Here is a 19000-nt window from a genome sequence, read left to right on the forward strand (position 1 = left end):
AGCATGTGCGCGCCCTCGCGGATCTGGTCCCGCGCCATCTCCACGCAGTCGTCCCAGCGACCCTCCAGCATGGCCTCCCGGAACTTCTTCGACCCGTTGGCGTTGGTCCGCTCGCCGATCGCCAGGTACGAGGTGTCCTGCCGGAACGGCACGTGCCCGTACAGGGAGGACGCCCCGGGTTCGGGGACCGGCCGGCGGTCGAGCACGGCAGCGCCGCGCACCCGCGCCACGATCTCCCGCAGGTGCTCCGGGGTCGTCCCGCAGCAGCCGCCGACCAGGGCCGGTCCGTACTCCCGTACGAAGTTCTCCTGGGCGTCGGCCAGTTCGGTCGGCGACAGGGGGTAGTGGGCGCCGTCGGCGGTCAGGACCGGCAGGCCCGCGTTCGGCATGACCGAGATCGGGATCCGGGCGTGCCGGGAGAGGTGCCGCAGGTGCTCGGCCATCTCCACCGGGCCCGTGGCGCAGTTCAGGCCGATCATGTCGATGCCGAGCGGCTCCAGGGCGGTCAGCGCCGCGCCGATCTCCGAGCCGAGCAGCATCGTGCCCGTCGTCTCCACCGTGACCTGCACGATCACGGGCAGGTCCACGCCGACCCAGTCGAGGGCCCGGCGGGCGCCGACGACGGCCGCCTTCGTCTGGAGCAGGTCCTGCGAGGTCTCGATGAGCAGGGCGTCGGCGCCGCCGCGGATCAGGCCCTCCGCGTTCTGCTGGAAGGCGTCCCGGAGCGGCCCGTACGTGACGTGTCCCAGGGTCGGCAGCTTCGTGCCGGGTCCCATGGAGCCGAGGACCCAGCGGGGGCGCCCGTCGGCGGCCGTGTGGGCGTCGGCGGAGGCGCGGGCGATGCGGGCGCCGGCCTCGGACAGTTCGTACACCTGGTTCTCGATGCCGTACTCGGCGAGCGCGGTCAGGTTCGCCCCGAAGGTGTTGGTCTCGACGCAGTCCACGCCGACCGAGAAGTAGGCGTCGTGGACGGCGGCGACGATGTCGGGGCGCGTGAGGTTGAGGATCTCGTTGCAGCCCTCCAGCTGCCGGAAGTCGTCCATCGACGGGTCGGCGGCCTGGAGCATGGTGCCCATCGCCCCGTCGGCGACGACGACCCGCGTCGCGAACTCCTCCCTGAGCGACGGCCTCATGTGAGCCCCCTCAGGTGGGTGACGAGCGTCGCCGTGCAGCCGACGCCGTACGTCGTCCTGATCCGGTCCAGGAGGGAGTCCCGGTGCAGCCGGTACTCCTGCGTCCCCACGGAGGCGAGGACGGTCGCCGCGACCGCGCAGCCCAGCTGGGCCGCGCACCGCTCGGGCACGCCCCACAGCGTTCCCGCGAGGAACCCGGCGCGGAAGGCGTCGCCGACGCCGGTGGGGTCGGCGACCGCGGGGACCTCCACGGCGGGCACGGAGAGCGGCTCCCGGCCCTCGCCCCGGATGCGGACGCCGGCCTCGCCGTGGGTGGTGACCCAGGTGCCGACGCGGCGCAGGACCTCCTCCCGGGGCCAGCCGGTCCTCTCCAGGAGGAGCGCCGTCTCGTACTCGTTGGTGAACAGGAACCGGGCCCCGTCCACCAGCTCCCGCACCTGTTCCCCGTCGAGCCGCGCCAGCTGCTGCGAGGGGTCGGCGGCGAAGGGGATCCCCAGGTCACGGCAGGCGCGGGTGTGCCGGAGCATGGCCTCGGGGTCGTCCGGGGAGACCAGGACCAGTTCCAGGCGGCCGGTGCGCGCGGCGACCTCGCGGAGGTCGATCTCGCGCGCCTCGGCCATCGCCCCCGCGTAGAAGGTGGCGATCTGGTTCTGGGCCCGGTCGGTGGTACAGACGAAGCGGGCGGTGTGGAGCGACTCGCTGACGCGCACCGAGTCGGTGTCCACGCCGTGGTCCTTCAGCCAGACCCGGTACGGCTCGAAGTCGGCGCCGACCGCGCCCACGAGGGCGGGCCGCAGTCCGAGGACACCGAGCCCGAAGGCGATGTTCGCTGCCACTCCGCCGCGCCTGACCTCCAGGTTGTCGGCGAGGAACGACAGGGAGACCCGGTCGAGCCGGTCGGCGAGCAGCTGCTCGCTGAACCGGCCGGGGAAGGTCATCAGATGGTCGGTCGCGATGGATCCCGTGACAGCGATGCGCATGGCCTACGCCCCCGCTGCCTTCTTCAGGGCCTCCACCCGGTCCGTGCGCTCCCAGGTGAAGTCGGGGAGCTCGCGGCCGAAGTGGCCGTACGCCGCCGTCGCCGCGTAGATCGGCCGCTTGAGGTCCAGGTCGCGGATGATCGCCGCCGGCCGCAGGTCGAAGACCTCGCCGATCGCCTCCTGGATCCTCTCGTCCGGGAGCGCGCCCGTCCCGAAGGTCTCCACGAAGAGGCCGACCGGCTCGGCCTTGCCGATCGCGTACGCGACCTGCACCTCGCAGCGCTTCGCCAGACCGGCCGCGACGACGTTCTTCGCGACCCAGCGCATGGCGTACGCCGCCGAGCGGTCCACCTTCGACGGGTCCTTGCCGGAGAAGGCGCCGCCGCCGTGCCGGGCCATGCCGCCGTACGTGTCGATGATGATCTTCCGGCCGGTGAGTCCGGCGTCGCCCATCGGGCCGCCGACCTCGAAGCGGCCGGTCGGGTTGACCAGGAGCCGGTAGCCGTCGGACTCCAGGCTGACGCCCTCCTCGACGAGCTGCTTCAGGACGTGCTCGACGACGTACTCGCGGACGTCCGGGGTGAGCAGGCCCTCGACGGAGATGTCGGCGGCGTGCTGGGAGGAGACGACGACCGTGTCGAGGCGGACGGGGCGGTCGCCGTCGTACTCGATGGTGACCTGCGTCTTGCCGTCGGGACGCAGGTACGGCACGGTGCCGTCCTTGCGGACCTCGGTGAGCCGCCGGGAGAGGCGGTGGGCGAGGGCGATCGGCAGCGGCATCAGCTCGGCCGTGTCGTCGCAGGCGTAGCCGAACATCAGGCCCTGGTCGCCGGCGCCCTGGGCCGCCAGCTCGGCGTCCTCGTCCCTCCGGGCGAACCCTTCCACCCGAACCTCGTGGGCGGTGTCGACGCCCTGCGCGATGTCCGGCGACTGGGCGCCGATGGACACCGACACGCCGCAGGAGGCGCCGTCGAAGCCCTTCGCGGAGGAGTCGTAGCCGATGTCGAGGACGGCGTCGCGCACCAGCTGGGCTATCGGCGCGTACGCGGAGGTGGTGACCTCGCCGGCGATGTGGACCTGGCCGGTGGTGATCAGGGTCTCGACGGCCACCCGGGAGTGGGGGTCCTCGGCGAGCAGCGCGTCGAGGATGGTGTCGGAGATCCGGTCGGCGATCTTGTCGGGGTGGCCCTCGGTCACGGACTCCGAGGTGAAGAGGCGGCGGCTCATGCCTGGACCTCCGCCGGGGCCTTGAAGAAGTGCTGCTCGATGGCGCCGAGCGTGCGGATGGAGTCGACCTCCAGGGTCTCCATCTGGATGGCGGTGCCGCTCTCCTGCTCCAGGAGGAAGACGAACTCGACGAAGGACAGCGAGTCGATGAGCCGGTTCTCGATCAGGTCGAGGTCGGACGCGATGTCGTCGCGCTCGGGGTGACGCTCGAGGATCCAGTTCTTCACCGTCTGCAGGCCGTCGGCCATGGTTGCTCTCCTTTTAGCTACTGCTCGTTGGGGGTGCTGGATACGTAGGGGGTGGGGGCGATGATCGGCGCCGCGACCGCGACCGCGTAGTCCACGTCGTGGCTGATGGACACGGTGATCTCGGTGATGCCGGACTCCGCGGCCATCTCGGCGGCCGTCCGGTGCAGCTCCACGAGCGGCCAGCCGCCCTCGGAGCGCCGCACCACGATGTCCGGCCACGGCAGGAACCTGCCCCTGACCCGTAAGGTCTTGAACGCCGCTTCCTTCGCCGCGATCCGCCCGCACAGGCTCAGGACGTCGAGCCCGGAGGACGTACGGCAGTCGGCGAGCTCGCCGGGGGTGAGCATCCGCTCGAAGAACCGCTCCCCGTACTGGGCGAGGAGCCTGCGGACACGGTTGACGGACACGATGTCCATGCCGAGGTTCGCCCACCCCAGTCCGCCCGCCGGCGGGGCGGCGGGACGGGCCGGCACGTCAGATCACCGGCCCGGCCGCGCCGCTCGCACCGGCCGGCATCCGGCGGGAGGCGTCCCGCACCGCCCGGGTGGCGGCCTCCCAGCTGCCGTGGCGCCGGGTCAGCGCGGACAGCCAGCGCTCCAGGCCGAAGGCGACGCAGCTGGTGAAGGCCGGTCCGCCGGTCGACGCGAGGGTGATGTCGCAGCGGTCGCCGAAGAAGTTCCGGTGCGTGTTGACCGAGGCGATCGCCAGGTCCTCGTACAGGAACTCGTACTTCACGGGGGTGAGCCGCTGGAGGACCGCCTTGGAGCTGCCCTTGTCGAAGAAGGGGTCGCAGGCGGCCTCCTTGCGCAGCGGCAGGTCGAGCGCCGCCGCGAAGGCCTGGATGCGGGTGGTGAAGTCCGCGAGGTGCGTCTCGGCGTGCTCGCGCGAGCCGATCGCGACGACCTCCCGCATGCGGAAGCCGAGCTGGCGCCGCATGCCCTCGTAGTGGGTCTCCTTGCGGAAGCACCAGGAGCAGATCGTGACGAGGGTGTCGTCCGCGACCCGGGTGCCCCGGTGGTCGAGGTAGACGGCGTAGCAGGACGCCGAGGGCAGGCCGAGCGCGGCGGGTTCGAGGGCGTCGCTCGGGAAGCGGCCGGCGGTGGTGTCGAAGGGCGTGGTCGCGCGGCGCTCCAGGTCGAGCGGGGCGGCGACGACGGCCTGGTGGGGGAAGTTGTCGTAGTAGTCGAGCTTCGCCAGGTCGGCGGCGGGCAGGAGCGGGGGCATGGTCATCGGGCGGGCGCCCGCGGTCACTCCCCAGCCCTCGAAGGTGTCGTCGAGGAGCCGCAGCAGGCGGGTCCCCTCCGGGCCGAGCGAGGGCAGGCCCCTGGTCTCCCCGACGTTCTGCTCGGGGGTCGTCGTGGTCATGGTCGGTGCACCTCTCGGGTGGGAGGTTCCTGTCAGACGACGGGCAGGGTGTCGTCGGAGAAGATCCCGGTCTTCAGGAAGAAGGCGAGCGGCTTGCGGATCGCCTTGCGCTCGTGGGGGCGGCGGCGCTCGTCGGCGACCAGCGCGTTGCGCAGGGCCAGCGGGTCGGCGATGCCGGCGTCGCGGTAGACGTGCGGGTTGTAGAGGGAGTTGGTGCTGTAGACGACGTACCGCTTGAGGTACGCCTCGACCTCGCGGACCCGGTCGGCGCTCACGGCCTGGCACATCCGCTGGTGGAGCAGGGAGACCAGCTCGCGCCCGAAGGCGATGTGGCGGGACTCGTCCTGGTGGTGGATGCGGTTGACCTCGCGGATGGTGTGGCAGAGGGAGTCGTCCTTCGCCATCCGGGAGTTGTAGTGGTCGACGAGCTCCTCGAAGAAGAGGATGCGGGTGAAGACGAGGAAGTTCTCGACCTCGGGCTCCCAGGCCGCGTCGGCGCGCATGGCGGTGGAGCCGTAGATCTTGTGGCCGTAGCGCCGGCAGAACTCGGAGAAGAACCACATGTGTTCGTTCTCCTCGCCGATGAAGTGGTGGAAGAAGTCCGAGGGGACTTCGAAGCCGGGCATGTGGATGCGGCCGACGACCTCGATGAGGAGTTCGCGGATGCCGTGCACGTTGAGGCTGTAGAAGTTGATGGACTCCCACTTCGACAGGCGCTGAAGCGTTTCCTCACCGAGGGTGTCGAAGTGCTCGGTGCCGTAGACGGTGAGCAGCTCCGGCGTCATCCAGAAACGGTTCTCCTCCAGCGTCTCGGGCCACTGGAAGGTCTGGTACGGGTTGTAGTAGTCCTCGACCGAGCGCTCGCTGAGGCGGCTGAGGACCTCCATGAAGCGGTCGGTGACCGGCAGGGGAGCGATGGCGGTCATGTGGTTGCTCCTTGTGACGTAGGGGGTTAAGGACGGACCTCATAGACCGCGTTGACGGGGGTCTCGGTGGCGCGCCGCCAGCGGGTGAAGCCGGCCTCCTCGGCGATGGCCCGGAAGGCCTTCTCGCCGGAGTGGTTGCCGAGGGCGTGCGGGCCGCGCTGAGCGACCGCGACCGGCAGGCACATCACGGCGGACAGGGCCATGAACATGCGGGCGGCGGGGGTCTGGGTGTCGATGTCCTGCGGGGAGACGTTGGACTCGACGAGCATCCAGGTGCCGTCCGCGTCGAGCGACTTGTGGACGTGCTGGGCGGCGGCCACCGGATCGCCCATGTCGTGCAGGGCGTTGAAGAAGCACACCAGGTCGTAGCCGGAGCCGGGGTAGTCGTCGGCGGAGGCGACCTCGAAGACGACCCGGTCGGACAGACCGGCCTCCTCGGCGAGCTCCCGCGCGATCGAGATGGCCTCCTCCGAGTAGTCGAAGCCGTGGACGGTGGCGTTCGGGAAGGCCTTCGCGATGAGCAGGGTGGTGTGCCCGACGCCGCAGCCGACGTCGGCGACGGTGCCGCCGTCCGTCAGTTTCTCCGTGACCTGGTGGAGGGCGGGCAGCCAGTCCGGGACGAGCTTGTGCTCGTACGTGGGCTGGAAGAAGGAGCCCATGCCGGTGTCGAGGGCCGCGTCGTGCTCGGCCCAGCCGACGCCGTCGCCGGTGCGGTACGCGTCGACGAGCAGGTCCTCGGTGGCGTACAGCGCCTTGAGGGCGGTGAAGAACCCGGCGGCGTAGGTGACCGCCTTCGGGTCGGCGAGGACCTCGACGTGGTCGGCGGGGAGCGTGTACGTGAGGGAGCTGGGGTGCCGCTCGACGTACCCGGCGGAGAGCTGGGCGTGCAGCCACTCCTCGATGTACCGCTCGTTCGTGCCGGTCCTCGCGGCGAGCTGCCCGGCGGTCAGGGGGCCTTCGGAGGCGAGGGCCCTGTAGAGGCCGAGGCGCTCGCCGAGGGCGACGGTCAGGCCGCGGACGGCCGCGCCCGCGTCGGTGATGACCCTCTGGTGGAAGTCGTGGGCGCTCATGCGGCCTTCTCCTCCTCGTACGTCGGCAGGTCACACGTGAACAGGAAGGAGCGGGGGACGCGCGGCACGGAGCGGGCCGGCACCGGGTAGGGCCAGCGGTCGAAGGCGGCGCCGTCCTCACCGGGCTGCTTGACCTCGCGCACGGCCCAGCCGCAGTCGGCGAGCAGCGCCTCGGGCTCCTCGGTGCCGAAGAGCCACGGGTTGCCGTCCTCCTTGAGCGCGCTCATGAAGGTGCGGGCCAGCGGGTTCTCCAGGGCGGACTTCGAGATGACGTCGCCGAGCAGCACGGAGCCGGGAGCGGCGTGCGCGGAGAGGGTCGAGATGAGGGTGCGCACGGCCTGCTCGGGCAGGAAGAACAGCAGGCCCTCGACCACCCACAGGACCGGCTCCTCGCTCTTCCAGCCGGCCTCCTTCAGGGGGCCGGTCCAGTCCTGCGTGAGGTCGACCGGGATCGGGACCCGGGTGCGGCCGGCGGGCTGCGGCTCGTCCTTGAGCATCTCGGCCTTGGCCTCCAGGAGGGCCGGGCGGTCGAGCTCGTAGACGGTGACGCCGTCGGGCCAGGGCAGCCGGAAGAAGCGGGTGTCCATGCCGGCGGCGAGGAAGACGACCTGACGGATGCCGCGCTCCTCCACCGCCTTCACGATGGCCCGGTCGAGGTAGGTGGTGCGGATGGCGAGGAACGGCACGATGCCGCCCCCGTCGTAGCGCGCGAGCAGTTCGAAGCCGATCTCGTCGGCGACGGTGCGCGCGTAGGGATCGGCGAACAGCCGGTCCTCGCGCTCGGTCTCCAGGGCGCGCGCGGCGGCGGTCCACTGGGCGGTGCGGGATACGGCCTCCACAGGAGGTCCCCCTTCGGTTGGTGTCTGGTGATTCGGACGGCCGTGTTCAGGGGCCCGACGAAGGACGGTCCGTCAGGCGCTCATGGCCGTGGCGCAGGTCTTGGCCGGTCGCACGCAGGCGACGGGGTCCTCGGCCGCGGGCATCGACGACAGATGGCCGGCCTCGGCGTCGGCGGGGCGCCGGCGGAAGATGCTGTGCAGGATCATGCTGAACACGGCCGTCCCGTCGGGGGCCACGAGCGTGCACCGCGGCTTGACGGTGCCGGTGGCGGGCTGGAACGGCGACGGGGTGGCGCCGAGGATCTCGACGCGGGCGGTGAGGACGTCACCCGGGCGGACGGGCCGCAGGTAGCGGACCTCGTCGATGCCGGGCGAGCCCGTACAGGCGCTGTAGGCGAGCAGTCCGTCGACGTAGCGGCGCATGAACATCGCCTGCGTGTGGAACCCGCTCGCGATCAGACCGCCGAACGGCGAGTCCTTCGCGAGCTCGGGGTCCGTGTGGAAGGGCTGCGGGTCGAAGCGCCTGCCGAACTCCAGCACCTCCTCCGCCGTGACGGTGACGGTGCCCAGCTCGTGGACGTCGCCGGGCCGGAAGTCCTCGAAGTAGCGCATCGAGCGCCCCCCTTGACCTAGGAGTCTGCGTTTCCTGGCACATCCAATCTACGAATCGACCATTTATTTTGTCAACCCAAAAGAACGCTCGATCCGCCTCATCGGAGGGCCTGTTCGACGTCCTCCCAGAGGTCCTCCACGTCCTCGATGCCGACGGACATCCGCACGAGCCCGGGAGCGATCCCCGCCGCCGCGAGGGCGTCCGCGTCCAGCTCGCGGTGGGAGGTGGACGCCGGATGGGCCACCAGCGTCTCCACGCCGCCGAGCGAGAGCGCGAGCTTCGCGAGCCGTACGCGCTCGATGAAGGCCCGGCCCGCCTCCCGGCCCCCGGCGAGCTCGAAGGAGAGCAGCCCGCCGCCGCCCGCGAGGACCTTCCGGGCGGTGGCGTACGAGGGGTGGCCGGCGCGCCAGGGGTAGTGGACGGCCGTGACGCCGGGGCGGGCCGCGAGGAGCTCGGCGAGCGCCGCGGCGTTGGCGCAGTGCTCGCGCATCCGCAGCGGCAGCGTGGGGATCCCGCGCAGGGTGAGCCAGGCCGCGAACGGGTCCGCGCAGGCGCCGAGTTCGACCGTGCGGGGCCAGACCCGGCGGCGCAGCCCGTCGTCCGCGAAGACGGCGGCGCCGCCGAGGACGTCCGAGTGCCCGGAGAGGTACTTGGTGGTGGAGTGCACGACGACGTCGGCACCGAGCTCCAGGGGACGGCACAGCACCGGTGAGGCGAGCGAGTTGTCGACCAGGCTCGTCACCCCGAGGGCGCGGGCCGTGGCGAGCAGTCCGGGCAGGTCGGGGACCTGGCCGGTGGGGTTGGCGATCGTCTCCAGGACGAGGAGCCGGGTGGCGGGATGGGCGCCTGCGGCCTCCAGCTCGGCCGGATCGTCGCCGGACACCCGTACGACCTCGATGCCGTACCGCTCGGCCAGGTCCGACAGGACCGCGTGCGTCCCCCCGTACAGGCAGCGCTGGGCGACCACCCGGTCGCCGGGCCGCAGGAGGGCGAGCAGCACCCCGCTGATGGCACCCATGCCGGAGGCGAAGGCGATGGCCCCCTCCCCTCCCTCCAGGCCGGCGAGGGTCTGCTCCAGGGCCCGGACGGTCGGGTTGCCGCGGCGGCCGTAGACGTACCGGCCGTCGGGGTCGGCCATCGCCCCGGCGAGCTCGGCGGCGGAGTCGAAGGCGAAGGCGGAGGACTGGACGAGGGGCACGGAGAGCGGCCGGCTCCCCGGGGGGAACGGTTCGTTGACGACGTGCACGGCACGGGTGTTGAGCTCCACGGCGTTCCTTCCTGGATACGGGAAAGGGGCCGCCCGACGTCCGGTGGAGCGGACATCGGGCGGCCCCTTCTGTCTTCGGATCGGGGTGCGACCCGGCTTCGGATCAGGCCACGACCTTCTCGCCCTGCGGGGCGGGGGCGGCGGCCTCGGCCGCGACCGCCTTGTCGCCCTTCATGACGAGCAGGGTGACCACACCGCCGACGGCGGCGACGATCGCGGCGCCGATGAAGGCGGAGGAGAAGCCGTCCGTCAGCTTCGGCAGGTTGCCGAGCTGGTCGGCGCCCTGCGACATGGCGACGGCGGTGAGCGCGGCGAGGCCGAGCGCGGAGCCCACGTTGTAGGTGGTGTTGACGATGCCGGAGGCGAGACCGGCCTGCTCCTGCGGGGCGCCGGACATCGCGGTCATCATCGTCGGGATGTAGGCGAGGGACATGCCGAGCGCGGCGACCAGCGAGGCCGGCAGGACGTCGACCAGGAAGGTGCCGGTGGGCTCGACGGCGGCCAGCCAGACCAGACCGGCGGCGAGGACCAGCAGACCGCCCGCGATGAGCGGCTTGGCGCCGACCTTCATCATGAGCCGCGCGGTGACGGCCGTCATGAAGATCATGAGGAGCACGGTCATCGGGAGCAGCGCGGCGCCGGACTCGAAGGCTCCGAAGCCCAGGACCTGCTGGAGGTACAGGTTGAGGAAGTACCACATCGGGATCCAGGCGGCGCCGAGCAGCGTCATGGCCAGGTTGGCCGAGCCCAGGCGCGGGACCCGCCAGACACTGAGCGGCATGAGGGGCTCGCGGATGCCCTTCTGGACGACGAGGAAGAGGACCAGCAGGACGGCGGCACCGGCCAGTTCCAGGACGGTGGCGGTGGCGCCCCAGCCGACCTCGGGGGCGCGGACGACGGCGAAGACGGCGAGCGCGAGGCCGGCGGTGACGGCGACGGCGCCGAGGACGTCGACGGAGCCGCGGCGGGACTCGACGTTCGGGAGGAGCTTGGCCGCGGCGAGGGTCGCGAGGCCGATCGGGATGTAGATGATGAAGACCCACTGCCAGCTCACCCACTCGGTGAAGACGCCACCGAGGAAGACGCCCGCGGTGCCGCCGGCGGGGGCCGCGGCGCCGTAGAGCGCCATCGCCTTGCCGAGCTCCTTCGGGTCGTGCATGAAGAGCATCATGAGCAGGGTCATGGCGGAGGGCGCGATCAGCGCGCCGCCGACGCCCTGGACGGCGCGGCCGACGATCTCGACCCAGGCGGTCTGCGCGGCCGCGGCCACGACCGAGCCGGCGATCATGACCGCCCAGCCGGAGACGAAGATCCTGCGGGCTCCGACGAGGTCGGAGAGGCGTCCGCCGAGGAGCAGCAGACCGCCGAAGACGATCACGTAGGCGTTGAAGATCCACTGGAGCTCGCTCTGCGAGAAGCCCAGGTCCTTCTGCATCTCGGGGAGCGCGACCCCGATGATCGAGGTGTCCATGATGACCATGAACTGAGCGGCGGCGAGCACGACAAGTGCCCACCAGCGCCGGGGATTGACGGTTGACATTGCCCTGACCCTTCACTCGCTGCTGCATACCCCTAGGGGGTACCTGTGCGGAGCACCGTAGCATACCCATGGGGGGTATGTAAGACCGAGATGAGGGCGCGCGGGAAGCACTCGCTCCGCACCCCCGGCCGGGCACAATGCCCCTCATGACCACCGAGGAAGAGCACGCCCGGGATCTGGACCTGGATCCGGATCTACTGCAGCGGTGGAACGCCACCCTGCTCGCCGCCCGCGCCGGCCGCGAGGGCCCCGACCCCGCCCCGTACGGCCGGAACCTGCTGTCCCGCTGGGCCGAGCCGCAGCGCCGCTACCACACGGTCACCCACCTGAGGGCGGTCCTCGACCGCATCGACGAACTCGCCGACCAGGGCGGGGAGGGCGGCGAACTGGAACTCGTGCGCCTCGCCGCCTGGTTCCACGACGCCGTCTACCGCCCGGACCGCTCGGAGAACGAGGAACGCTCGGCCGCCCTGGCCGAGAAGGCCCTCACCGAAGCCGGCCTCACCCCGCGCGAGGTCACCGAGGTGGCCCGCCTGGTCCGCCTCACCACCACCCACGACCCGGCCCCCGGCGACCTCAACGGCGAGACCCTCTGCGACGCGGACCTCGCCGTCCTGGCCACCGGCCCCGATGCGTACCGGGGGTATGCGGCGGCGGTCCGCGAGGAGTACTCCTTCGTCCCCGCCGACGCCTTCCGCGAAGGCCGCGCCACCGTCCTCCGCCGCCTCCTCTCCCTCCCCCGCCTCTTCCGCACCCCCTACGGCGCGGCGGCCTGGGAGGGGCGGGCCCGGGAGAACCTGGAGCGGGAACTGGCGGAACTGGCGGGCACGTCCGGCAAGGAGTGAGCAGGCCGCCGGACGGGCCCGCCGGCGCCGGCATGCGACGGGGGAGGAAACCCGCCGCCGGCACGATCGTCCCTCCCGCCCTCGGCGCGATCCGCTCGTCGTCGCCGGCCGCCTCCGTGCGGTCCGCGACGGCCCGGGCCGGACAGGGCGACCCCCTCGTCGACCACCTCGCCACCCGGCGTGGGGAACGGGCGCCGGAACGGCTCCGTCCCGCATCCCAAGACGTTCGGGCCACCGCGGAATGACAGGAACAAAAAGCAGGTTGACGCATGTCATGCCGTCTTCCTCAGCCGAGTCCGCGCCCCCCGCCACCGACACCCCGCCCGCCACCCGCATGCCCCTGGCCGTCCACGTCCTCGGCCTCTCCGTCTTCGCCCTCGGCACGAGCGAGTTCATGCTGTCCGGACTCCTGCCGCCCATTGCGGAGGACATGGGCGTCTCCATCCCCCGCGCCGGACTGCTCATCTCCGCCTTCGCCGTCGGCATGGTCGTCGGCGCGCCGCTGCTCGCCGTCGCCACGCTCCGGCTGCCCCGCAAGACGACGCTCGTCGCCCTCATCACCGTCTTCGGCCTCGGGCAGGTCGCCGGCGCGCTGGCCCCGAACTACGCCGTCCTCTTCGCCTCCCGCGTCGTGAGCGCGCTCGCCTGCGCCGGGTTCTGGGCGGTCGGCGCGGCCGTCGCCATCGCGATGGTCCCGGTCGGCTCCCGCGCCAGGGCGATGGCCGTCATGATCGGCGGCCTGTCCGTCGCCAACGTCCTCGGCGTCCCCGCCGGCGCGTTCCTCGGCGAGCACCTCGGCTGGCGCTCGGCGTTCTGGGCGGTCGGCGCGGCCTCCGCGATCGCACTCGTGGGCGTCGTCACCCGCATCCCGCACCTCCCCCTCCCCGAGACCAGGCCGCGCCTCAAGCGGGAACTGGCCATCTACCGCGACCGGCAGGTCCTCCTCTCCGTCACGGTCACCGCGCTCGCCGCGGGCGGCGTCTTCTGCGCCTTCTCCTACCTCGCCCCGCTCCTCACCGACGTCTCCGGACTCGACGAGAGCTGGGTCTCGGCCGTCCTCGGCCTCTTCGGCATCGGCGCCCTGGTCGGTACGACGATCGGCGGCCGCGTCGCCGACGCCCACCTCTTCGGGGTGCTGCTCAGCGGCATCGCCGCCTCGACCGTCTTCCTGACCGCCCTGGCCCTCTTCGCGTCCAGCCCCGTCGTCACGGTCCTGCTCGCGTTCCTCCTCGGCGTCTCCGCCTTCGCCACCGCCCCGGCCCTCAACGCCCGCATGTTCGACGTCGCCGGAGCCGCGCCCACCCTCGCGGGCGCCACCACCACCGCCGCCTTCAACCTCGGCAACACCGGCGGCCCCTGGCTCGGCGGCACCGTCATCGACGCCGGCCTCGGCTACGCCTCCACGGCCTGGGCGGGCGCGGCCATGACGGCCCTGGGCCTCGCCACCGCGGCGGTCGCCCTCAAGCTCCACAAGTCCCCGTCCCGGGTGGTGACTTCGGGAGCGGCCAGGGAGAACCGCGAACAGGAGCGGCAGGCCGGGGCCTCCTGCTGAGGATCCCGCCGGAAGGAAGGCGGCGAGCGGGCGATGAGTTTCCTCGTGACCACCGGTCAGAGATCATGACTGCCCGCACCGGACACGAGAAGCTCCGGACACGAGAAGCCGAGGAACCCCAGATGCGCACCCTGATCAGCACCGCCTTCATCTCGCTCGACGGCGTCGTGGAGGCCCCGGGCGGCGAACCCGGCTACCGCAACTCCGGGTGGACCTTCCAGCACGTCGAGTTCCTCCCCGAGGCGTTCGAGATCAAGGGCCGCGAGCAGAAGGAGGCGGCCGCGATGCTGATGGGCCGGACCAGCTACGAGGCGTTCAGCCCCGTGTGGCCCGACATGGAGGACTTCGCCGACTACAAGGCGATGCCGAAGTACGTCGTCTCCACCACCCTCACCGAGGACGACCTCGTGTCGAACTGGGGCGAGACGACGATCCTGCGCTCGCTCGACGAGGTCGCCGCCCTGAAGGAGACCGAGGGCGGGCCGATCATCGTCCACGGCAGCGCCTCCCTGAACCAGGCCCTCTCGGACGCCGGCCTGATCGACCGGTACCACCTGCTCGTCTTCCCGCTCCTGCTCGGCGCGGGCAAGCGCCTCTTCAGCACCACGGACAAGGACGCGCAGAAGCTGAAGCTGGTCGAGCACGAGGCCTACGCGAACGGCCTGCAGAAGAACGTGTTCGACGTCGTCCGCTGACCCTCCTGCGGCGGCGCCCGTGACCACCCGGATGATCACCCTCGACGGCGCCGCCTCCCGGCAAGAACGCCGGGCGACCGGGCGGGCCGGTGCCGGAGGGCGTCCGGCAGGGCGTCAGGCCGTCGGGCGGCCCTTCGGGCGCCGGAGGCCCGCCTCCGTGAGGTGCCGGAGCAGCTCCTTCGAGCCGACCTCGATCGCGCCCGCCGCCACCGCGTCCGCGTACCGGTCGGAGGGGATGTCGTAGTGGTCCCGCTCGAAGGCGCGCGGCGGGGCGCCGATCGAGGCGGCGAAGGCGTGCAGCTCCTCGAAGGAGACGTCGCTGACCAGGTGCGACCACATGCGGCCGTGGCCCGGCCAGGTCGGCGGGTCGATGTAGAGGGTCACGCGCCGGCTCCCCTCACGTCAGGCCGCCCACCGGGGCCACCACCACGCCCTGCTTGCCGCAGACCCAGTGCGGGTCGGGACCGAGCTCCGGCTCCACGTCGAGGGCGTGCGGATCGCCCGAGGAGCAGACCGGACAGAGCGGCCAGCGCCCGTACCGTTCGAGCAGGGTGTCCTGCACGTCCTGGGCGACGAGCCCGGCGACGTACGACACCCCCTCGGGCCACTGCTCGACCCACCAGCGCCGGTGGGTCACCGCGTCCTCCACCATCGACACGACCTGGGCGGCGGCCACCTGCCGCGCCGCCAGGTCGGCCAGAACCAGCGCGCGAGCGGCGTGCAGCGCCTGCTCCACCGGGTCGATGTCGTCCATGGACCCATTGTGACCCGGCGCGCGCGCCGGAGAGGAAACCGAAGGGGAAGCCGAGGGCGAAGAAGGGCGGGGGCCGCTCCGGATCCGGGGCCGAAGGGGGCCCACGGGGTCTTGTCGCCCCACTCCGCCGAAAGTAGCTTTCAGGTGTGACCAATGACGTGAAGGAAAGTTTCACCGGCGACGCGCCCCCCGCCCCCGCCGCGCTCGCCGCCAAGGTGCGGACCCTCGCGCCGTCCATGACCCGCTCCATGCAGCGGGTCGCCGAGGCCGTCGCCGGAGACCCGGCCGGCTGCGCCGCCCTCACGGTCACCGGCCTCGCCGAGCTCACCGGCACCAGCGAGGCGACCGTCGTCCGCACCGCCCGGCTCCTCGGCTACCCCGGCTACCGCGACCTCCGCCTCGCCCTCGCCGGCCTGGCCGCCCAGCAGCAGTCCGGCCGCGCCCCGGCCGTCACCGCCGACATCGCCGTCGACGACCCCGTCGCCGACGTCGTCGCCAAGCTGGCCTACGACGAGCAGCAGACCCTCGCCGACACCGCCGCCGGACTCGACACCGTCCAGCTCGGCGCCGCCGTCGCCGCCCTCGCCGCCGCCCGCCGCATCGACATCTACGGCATCGGCGCCTCCGGTCTCGTCGCCCAGGACCTCGGCCAGAAGCTGCTCCGGATCGGCCTGATCGCGCACGCCCCCAGCGACCCGCACCTCGCCGTCACCAACGCCGTGCAGCTCCGCTCCGGGGACGTCGCCATCGCCATCACCCACTCCGGCTCCACCGGAGACGTCATAGAACCCCTGCGCGTGGCCTTCGACCACGGCGCCACCACGGTCGCCATCACCGGCCGCCCGGACGGCCCCGTCACCCAGTACGCCGACCACGTCCTGACCACCTCCACGGCCCGCGAGAGCGAACTGCGCCCCGCCGCCATGTCGTCCCGCACCAGCCAGCTCCTGGTCGTGGACTGCCTGTTCACCTGCGTCACCCAGCGCACGTACGAGACGGCCGCTCCCGCCCTCGCCGCCTCGTACGAAGCCCTCGCCCACCGCCACTCCCCCCGCACCCGCTGACCGCACCCCGCCCAGAACCGGCGCCGCCGTCGCCGCCGTACCGAAAGAGCCCCCGTGCCCAGCTCGTACTCCGAACTCCGCGCCCAGCTTGCCACCCTCACCACCGAGGCCTTCCGCCCCGAACTCGCCGAGATCGACCGGCTCCCGACGCTGGACGTCGCCCGCCTCATGAACGGCGAGGACCGGACCGTCCCCGAGGCCGTCGAGCGGCAGCTCCCCGCGATCGCCGCCGCCATCGACGCCACCGCCGCCCGCATGGCCCGCGGCGGACGCCTGATCTACATGGGCGCGGGCACCGCCGGCCGCCTCGGCGTCCTCGACGCCAGCGAGTGCCCGCCCACCTTCAACACCGACCCGTCGCAGGTCGTCGGCCTCATCGCGGGCGGCCCCACCGCCATGGTCAAGGCCGTCGAAGGCGCCGAGGACTCCAGGGAACTCGCGGTCGAGGACCTCACCGCGCTCGGCCTCACCGCCGACGACACCGTCGTCGGCATCTCCGCCTCCGGCCGCACCCCGTACGCCGTCGGCGCCGTCGAACACGCCCGCGCCCGGGGCGCGCTGACCATCGGCCTCGCCTGCAACGAGGACAGCGCGCTCGCCGCCGCCGCCGAGCACGGCATCGAGGTCGTCACCGGGCCCGAGCTCCTCACCGGCTCCACCCGCCTCAAGGCCGGCACCGCCCAGAAGCTCGTCCTCAACATGATCTCGACCCTCACGATGATCCGCCTCGGCAAGACCTACGGAAACCTGATGGTCGACGTCCGCGCCTCCAACGACAAGCTCCAGGCCCGCTCGCGGCGCATCGTCGCCCTCGCCACCGGCGCCCCCGACGAGCAGATCGAGACGGCCCTCGCCGCCGCCGACGGCGAGGTCAAGAACGCCCTCCTCATGATCCTCGCCGACATCGACGCCCCCACGGCCGCCGCACGGCTGACCGCCTCCGGGGGCCACCTGCGCGCGGCGCTGCACCCGCCCACCGCGTGATGTCCGCCGCGTGATCCCCGCCCCGCCCGCTCACCGGCAGAGAACGTCCTCCGCCGGCCGCGCGCCCTCGGTGAGGAAGCGGGTCACGGCCCGGTCGCCGCACGCGTTCCCGTTCCCGAGGTAGACCGCGTGGCCGCCCCTGTCGACCGAGACGAGGCGGGCCCGGTCGCCGAGGGCCTTCCGCATCCTCAGACCCATGGAGTGCGGGGTGGCCGGGTCGCGCAGGTTCTGGATCATGAGCACGTTCGACGGCCCCCGGTCGGTGATCCGGGTCGGCTTCTCCACCGCGCCGCCCTTCCAGAAGGCGCACGGCGTGATGTTCGCCGGCATCCCGGCCGTCAGCGGGTACCGCTCCCGGTCCGCGGCGACGCCCCTCCCGTACGCCGGGACGGAGGCGGGCCAGTCCACGTCGTTGCAGATCACGCCCACGCTGACGGTCGCCGCCTCGTCGGGCATCGGACCGGCCAGCTCGGGCGGCAGGACCGGCACGCCCGCCGGGTCGAGGGCCTGGGACATCAGGCGCGCGAAGGCCGGGAAGGAGGCGTCGGAGTACAGGGCCTGCTGGAGCGCCTGCCGCAGCACGGTGCCGGTCAGCGGGACGCCGGGGGTCGCCGAGGCGCGCGGCGCGCGGTCGAGGCGGGCGGCGAGGCCCAGGAACAGGGGCCGCACGTCCTCGGGCCGTTCGGCGAGGCGCAGCCCCTCCCCCGCCCGGTCCGGGTCCGAGGCCCAGGCGGCGAAGTCCGGGAAGCGGTCCTCGGCACCGCGCGCCATGCCCGCCAGCCAGCCCCGGGCGACGCGCCCCGGGTCGGGGTCGGAGCTGCTGTCGAGGACCCAGCGGTCGGTGCGCTCCGGGAACTCCTGGGCGTACACGGCGGCCACGTACGTCCCGTACGACACGCTCCACGCGGACAGCTTCCGCTCGCCGAGCGCCTGCCGCAGCCGGTCGAGGTCCCGCACCTGGTTGGCGGTCGTCAGCCCGCGCAGCATCGCCCCGCCGTTGTGCTCGCACGCCTCGGCCATCCGGCGGGACCGGGCCGTGTTCTCGCCGATGCCGCCGTCGGCGGCGGGCCAGGACCGCAGGGTCACCAGGCGCCGGTCCTCCTCGGCGAAACCGCACCGGGCCTTCGCGGAGCCTCCGATCCCGCGCGGGTCGAAGGCCACCAGGTCGTACGCGCCGTCCACCTCCTTCGCCAGGGCGGCCCCCTTCTGCCCGAGCCGCTGCACACCGGAGCTGCCCGGCCCGCCCGGGATCACCATGAGCGTCCCGCGCCGCGCCTCGGGCCGGGTGCTGGGCAGCCGGGACACGGCGAGCCGGATCCGTTCTCCGTCGGGATCGGCGTAGTCGAGGGGCACGGAGAGCATGGCGCACCGCTGCCCCGGCAGCGGCTTCACGGCGGGGTCGCAGTCGCCCCAGTCGAGCCCGGCGGGGGAGGCGGAGGCGGGGGAGGCGGAGGCCGGGGAGGCGGAGGCGGCACCGCTGGCGGCGAGCCCGACGCCGGCGACGGCGGCGACGGAGAGGGCGAGCGTCAGGGCCTTGCGCCCACGATTGGCTGTCATGCACACAGCCTCCCGGTCGGGGCCTCCGGCCCCCATCCGGCGGGCCGGTGCTTCGGGAGTGGGGCGAACCCCCGCCCGCCCGGGCGGCGTCGAGGAGAACCTGCGACAGCTCGACCACGACCACAGGAACACGAGACCCGGGGGTGCCTCGCCGGCCGGGCTCGCGGCGTCCGGTGGCCGTGGGGACGACGGTCGGGCGCCGCCCCGGGACCGTCGCCTTCCTCCGGGACACGGTCGAGGAGCTGAAGGCGAACGGTTCCGTCGCGGAGTCGCTGCGCCGTTCGGGCCAGGAGGCGGGCCTGCCGGCCCCGCCGGCCTGAGGACCGGGAGACGCCCGGGGG

21 protein-coding genes are annotated in these 19000 nt (G+C 72.7%); 6 read left to right on the forward strand and 15 right to left on the reverse strand.

Annotation, left to right across the window (positions count from 1 at the left end):
- From IE180_RS33780 to IE180_RS33835, 12 genes are all read right to left on the reverse strand, one after another.
- Positions 1 to 1133, reverse strand: a 1133-nt coding sequence (locus tag IE180_RS33780; RefSeq protein ID WP_190160770.1) for a homocysteine S-methyltransferase family protein, incomplete at its 3' end; no start/stop codon positions are given.
- Positions 1130 to 2113, reverse strand: coding sequence for a carbohydrate kinase family protein (locus IE180_RS33785; protein WP_190160771.1), 984 nt, complete (start codon positions 2111 to 2113; stop codon positions 1130 to 1132). The genes IE180_RS33785 and IE180_RS33780, both read right to left, overlap by 4 nt.
- 3 nt (positions 2114 to 2116) lie before the next feature.
- Complete coding sequence (gene metK / locus IE180_RS33790) at positions 2117 to 3340, reverse strand: methionine adenosyltransferase (protein WP_190160772.1); 1224 nt, start codon at positions 3338 to 3340, stop codon at positions 2117 to 2119.
- Positions 3337 to 3588 carry a phosphopantetheine-binding protein gene (locus IE180_RS33795; protein WP_190160773.1) on the reverse strand — a complete coding sequence of 84 codons (252 nt, stop codon included), beginning with the start codon at positions 3586 to 3588 and terminating at the stop codon, positions 3337 to 3339. Before IE180_RS33795 ends, metK begins: the two co-directional genes overlap by 4 nt.
- 17 nt (positions 3589 to 3605) lie before the next feature.
- On the reverse strand, positions 3606 to 4061 hold the full coding sequence (acpS, locus tag IE180_RS33800) for a holo-ACP synthase (RefSeq protein WP_190160774.1): 456 nt from the start codon (positions 4059 to 4061) through the stop codon (positions 3606 to 3608).
- A 1-nt stretch (position 4062) separates the two neighbouring features.
- The gene (locus IE180_RS33805; RefSeq protein WP_190160775.1) at positions 4063 to 4953 is read right to left on the reverse strand and encodes a class-II aminoacyl-tRNA synthetase family protein; all 891 of its coding nucleotides are present in this window, start codon (positions 4951 to 4953) and stop codon (positions 4063 to 4065) included.
- 32 nt (positions 4954 to 4985) lie between these two features.
- Positions 4986 to 5879 carry a diiron oxygenase gene (locus tag IE180_RS33810; protein WP_190160776.1) on the reverse strand — a complete coding sequence of 298 codons (894 nt, stop codon included), beginning with the start codon at positions 5877 to 5879 and terminating at the stop codon, positions 4986 to 4988.
- A gap of 26 nt (positions 5880 to 5905) precedes the next feature.
- Positions 5906 to 6949, reverse strand: a complete 1044-nt coding sequence (locus IE180_RS33815) for a class I SAM-dependent methyltransferase (protein WP_190160777.1) — start codon at positions 6947 to 6949, stop codon at positions 5906 to 5908.
- Complete coding sequence (locus IE180_RS33820) at positions 6946 to 7788, reverse strand: class I SAM-dependent methyltransferase (RefSeq protein WP_190160778.1); 843 nt, start codon at positions 7786 to 7788, stop codon at positions 6946 to 6948. Before IE180_RS33820 ends, IE180_RS33815 begins: the two co-directional genes overlap by 4 nt.
- Before the next feature lie 72 nt (positions 7789 to 7860).
- The gene (locus tag IE180_RS33825; RefSeq protein WP_190160779.1) at positions 7861 to 8400 is read right to left on the reverse strand and encodes a MaoC family dehydratase; all 540 of its coding nucleotides are present in this window, start codon (positions 8398 to 8400) and stop codon (positions 7861 to 7863) included.
- 98 nt (positions 8401 to 8498) lie between these two features.
- Positions 8499 to 9668: a trans-sulfuration enzyme family protein gene (locus IE180_RS33830; RefSeq protein ID WP_190160780.1), complete on the reverse strand. Its 1170-nt coding sequence runs from the start codon at positions 9666 to 9668 to the stop codon at positions 8499 to 8501.
- A 103-nt stretch (positions 9669 to 9771) separates the two neighbouring features.
- Positions 9772 to 11208, reverse strand: a complete 1437-nt coding sequence (locus IE180_RS33835; protein ID WP_190160781.1) for an MFS transporter — start codon at positions 11206 to 11208, stop codon at positions 9772 to 9774.
- 146 nt (positions 11209 to 11354) lie between these two features.
- On the opposite strand from IE180_RS33835, the gene IE180_RS33840 reads away from it, so the two are divergent.
- The 3 genes from IE180_RS33840 to IE180_RS33850 all read left to right on the forward strand — a co-directional run bounded on the left by IE180_RS33840 (position 11355) and on the right by IE180_RS33850 (position 14300).
- Positions 11355 to 12053, forward strand: a complete 699-nt coding sequence (locus IE180_RS33840) for an HD domain-containing protein (protein ID WP_190160782.1) — start codon at positions 11355 to 11357, stop codon at positions 12051 to 12053.
- A gap of 334 nt (positions 12054 to 12387) precedes the next feature.
- Positions 12388 to 13605 carry a Cmx/CmrA family chloramphenicol efflux MFS transporter gene (locus IE180_RS33845; RefSeq protein ID WP_190160812.1) on the forward strand — a complete coding sequence of 406 codons (1218 nt, stop codon included), beginning with the start codon at positions 12388 to 12390 and terminating at the stop codon, positions 13603 to 13605.
- Positions 13606 to 13727: 122 nt separating this feature from the next.
- Positions 13728 to 14300 (forward strand): dihydrofolate reductase family protein, encoded by a 573-nt coding sequence (locus IE180_RS33850; RefSeq protein WP_190160783.1) that lies wholly within the window; start codon positions 13728 to 13730, stop codon positions 14298 to 14300.
- 114 nt (positions 14301 to 14414) lie between these two features.
- On the opposite strand, the gene IE180_RS33855 is transcribed toward IE180_RS33850, so the two are convergent.
- A complete protein-coding gene (locus tag IE180_RS33855; protein ID WP_190160784.1) occupies positions 14415 to 14684 on the reverse strand; it encodes a DUF4031 domain-containing protein in 270 nt (89 codons plus the stop codon).
- A gap of 13 nt (positions 14685 to 14697) precedes the next feature.
- Complete coding sequence (locus tag IE180_RS33860) at positions 14698 to 15054, reverse strand: DUF8819 family protein (RefSeq protein WP_190160785.1); 357 nt, start codon at positions 15052 to 15054, stop codon at positions 14698 to 14700.
- A 146-nt stretch (positions 15055 to 15200) separates the two neighbouring features.
- On the opposite strand from IE180_RS33860, the gene IE180_RS33865 reads away from it, so the two are divergent.
- Both IE180_RS33865 and murQ read left to right on the forward strand, forming a co-directional pair.
- Complete coding sequence (locus tag IE180_RS33865) at positions 15201 to 16118, forward strand: MurR/RpiR family transcriptional regulator (RefSeq protein ID WP_190160786.1); 918 nt, start codon at positions 15201 to 15203, stop codon at positions 16116 to 16118.
- Between the two features lie 54 nt (positions 16119 to 16172).
- The gene (gene murQ / locus IE180_RS33870) at positions 16173 to 17102 is read left to right on the forward strand and encodes an N-acetylmuramic acid 6-phosphate etherase (RefSeq protein ID WP_190160787.1); all 930 of its coding nucleotides are present in this window, start codon (positions 16173 to 16175) and stop codon (positions 17100 to 17102) included.
- A 30-nt stretch (positions 17103 to 17132) separates the two neighbouring features.
- Here murQ and IE180_RS33875 read toward each other — a convergent pair whose 3' ends face one another.
- On the reverse strand, positions 17133 to 18659 hold the full coding sequence (locus IE180_RS33875) for an alpha/beta hydrolase (protein WP_190160788.1): 1527 nt from the start codon (positions 18657 to 18659) through the stop codon (positions 17133 to 17135).
- Positions 18660 to 18838: 179 nt separating this feature from the next.
- Here IE180_RS33875 and IE180_RS33880 point away from each other — a divergent pair, with 179 nt between their 5' ends.
- Complete coding sequence (locus tag IE180_RS33880; RefSeq protein ID WP_229861178.1) at positions 18839 to 18979, forward strand: hypothetical protein; 141 nt, start codon at positions 18839 to 18841, stop codon at positions 18977 to 18979.
- The last annotated feature ends 21 nt before the right edge of the window (positions 18980 to 19000 follow it).

The sequence above is a fragment of the Streptomyces litmocidini genome, assembly GCF_014649755.1.
Lineage (GTDB): Bacteria > Actinomycetota > Actinomycetes > Streptomycetales > Streptomycetaceae > Streptomyces > Streptomyces litmocidini.

Excerpts from the sequence above, each read along its gene's own strand:
- metK (WP_190160772.1), bottom strand. The coding sequence starts at position 3,340 with ATGAGCCGCCGCCTCTTCACCTCGGAGTCCGTGACCGAGGGCCACCCC.
- IE180_RS33785 (WP_190160771.1), bottom strand. The coding sequence starts at position 2,113 with ATGCGCATCGCTGTCACGGGATCCATCGCGACCGACCATCTGATGACC.
- IE180_RS33810 (WP_190160776.1), bottom strand. The coding sequence starts at position 5,879 with ATGACCGCCATCGCTCCCCTGCCGGTCACCGACCGCTTCATGGAGGTC.
- IE180_RS33850 (WP_190160783.1), top strand. The coding sequence starts at position 13,728 with ATGCGCACCCTGATCAGCACCGCCTTCATCTCGCTCGACGGCGTCGTG.
- IE180_RS33835 (WP_190160781.1), bottom strand. The coding sequence starts at position 11,208 with ATGTCAACCGTCAATCCCCGGCGCTGGTGGGCACTTGTCGTGCTCGCC.
- IE180_RS33825 (WP_190160779.1), bottom strand. The coding sequence starts at position 8,400 with ATGCGCTACTTCGAGGACTTCCGGCCCGGCGACGTCCACGAGCTGGGC.
- IE180_RS33860 (WP_190160785.1), bottom strand. The coding sequence starts at position 15,054 with ATGGACGACATCGACCCGGTGGAGCAGGCGCTGCACGCCGCTCGCGCG.
- IE180_RS33840 (WP_190160782.1), top strand. The coding sequence starts at position 11,355 with ATGACCACCGAGGAAGAGCACGCCCGGGATCTGGACCTGGATCCGGAT.
- IE180_RS33805 (WP_190160775.1), bottom strand. The coding sequence starts at position 4,953 with ATGACCACGACGACCCCCGAGCAGAACGTCGGGGAGACCAGGGGCCTG.
- IE180_RS33845 (WP_190160812.1), top strand. The coding sequence starts at position 12,388 with ATGCCCCTGGCCGTCCACGTCCTCGGCCTCTCCGTCTTCGCCCTCGGC.
- IE180_RS33815 (WP_190160777.1), bottom strand. The coding sequence starts at position 6,949 with ATGAGCGCCCACGACTTCCACCAGAGGGTCATCACCGACGCGGGCGCG.
- IE180_RS33795 (WP_190160773.1), bottom strand. The coding sequence starts at position 3,588 with ATGGCCGACGGCCTGCAGACGGTGAAGAACTGGATCCTCGAGCGTCAC.
- IE180_RS33875 (WP_190160788.1), bottom strand. The coding sequence starts at position 18,659 with ATGACAGCCAATCGTGGGCGCAAGGCCCTGACGCTCGCCCTCTCCGTC.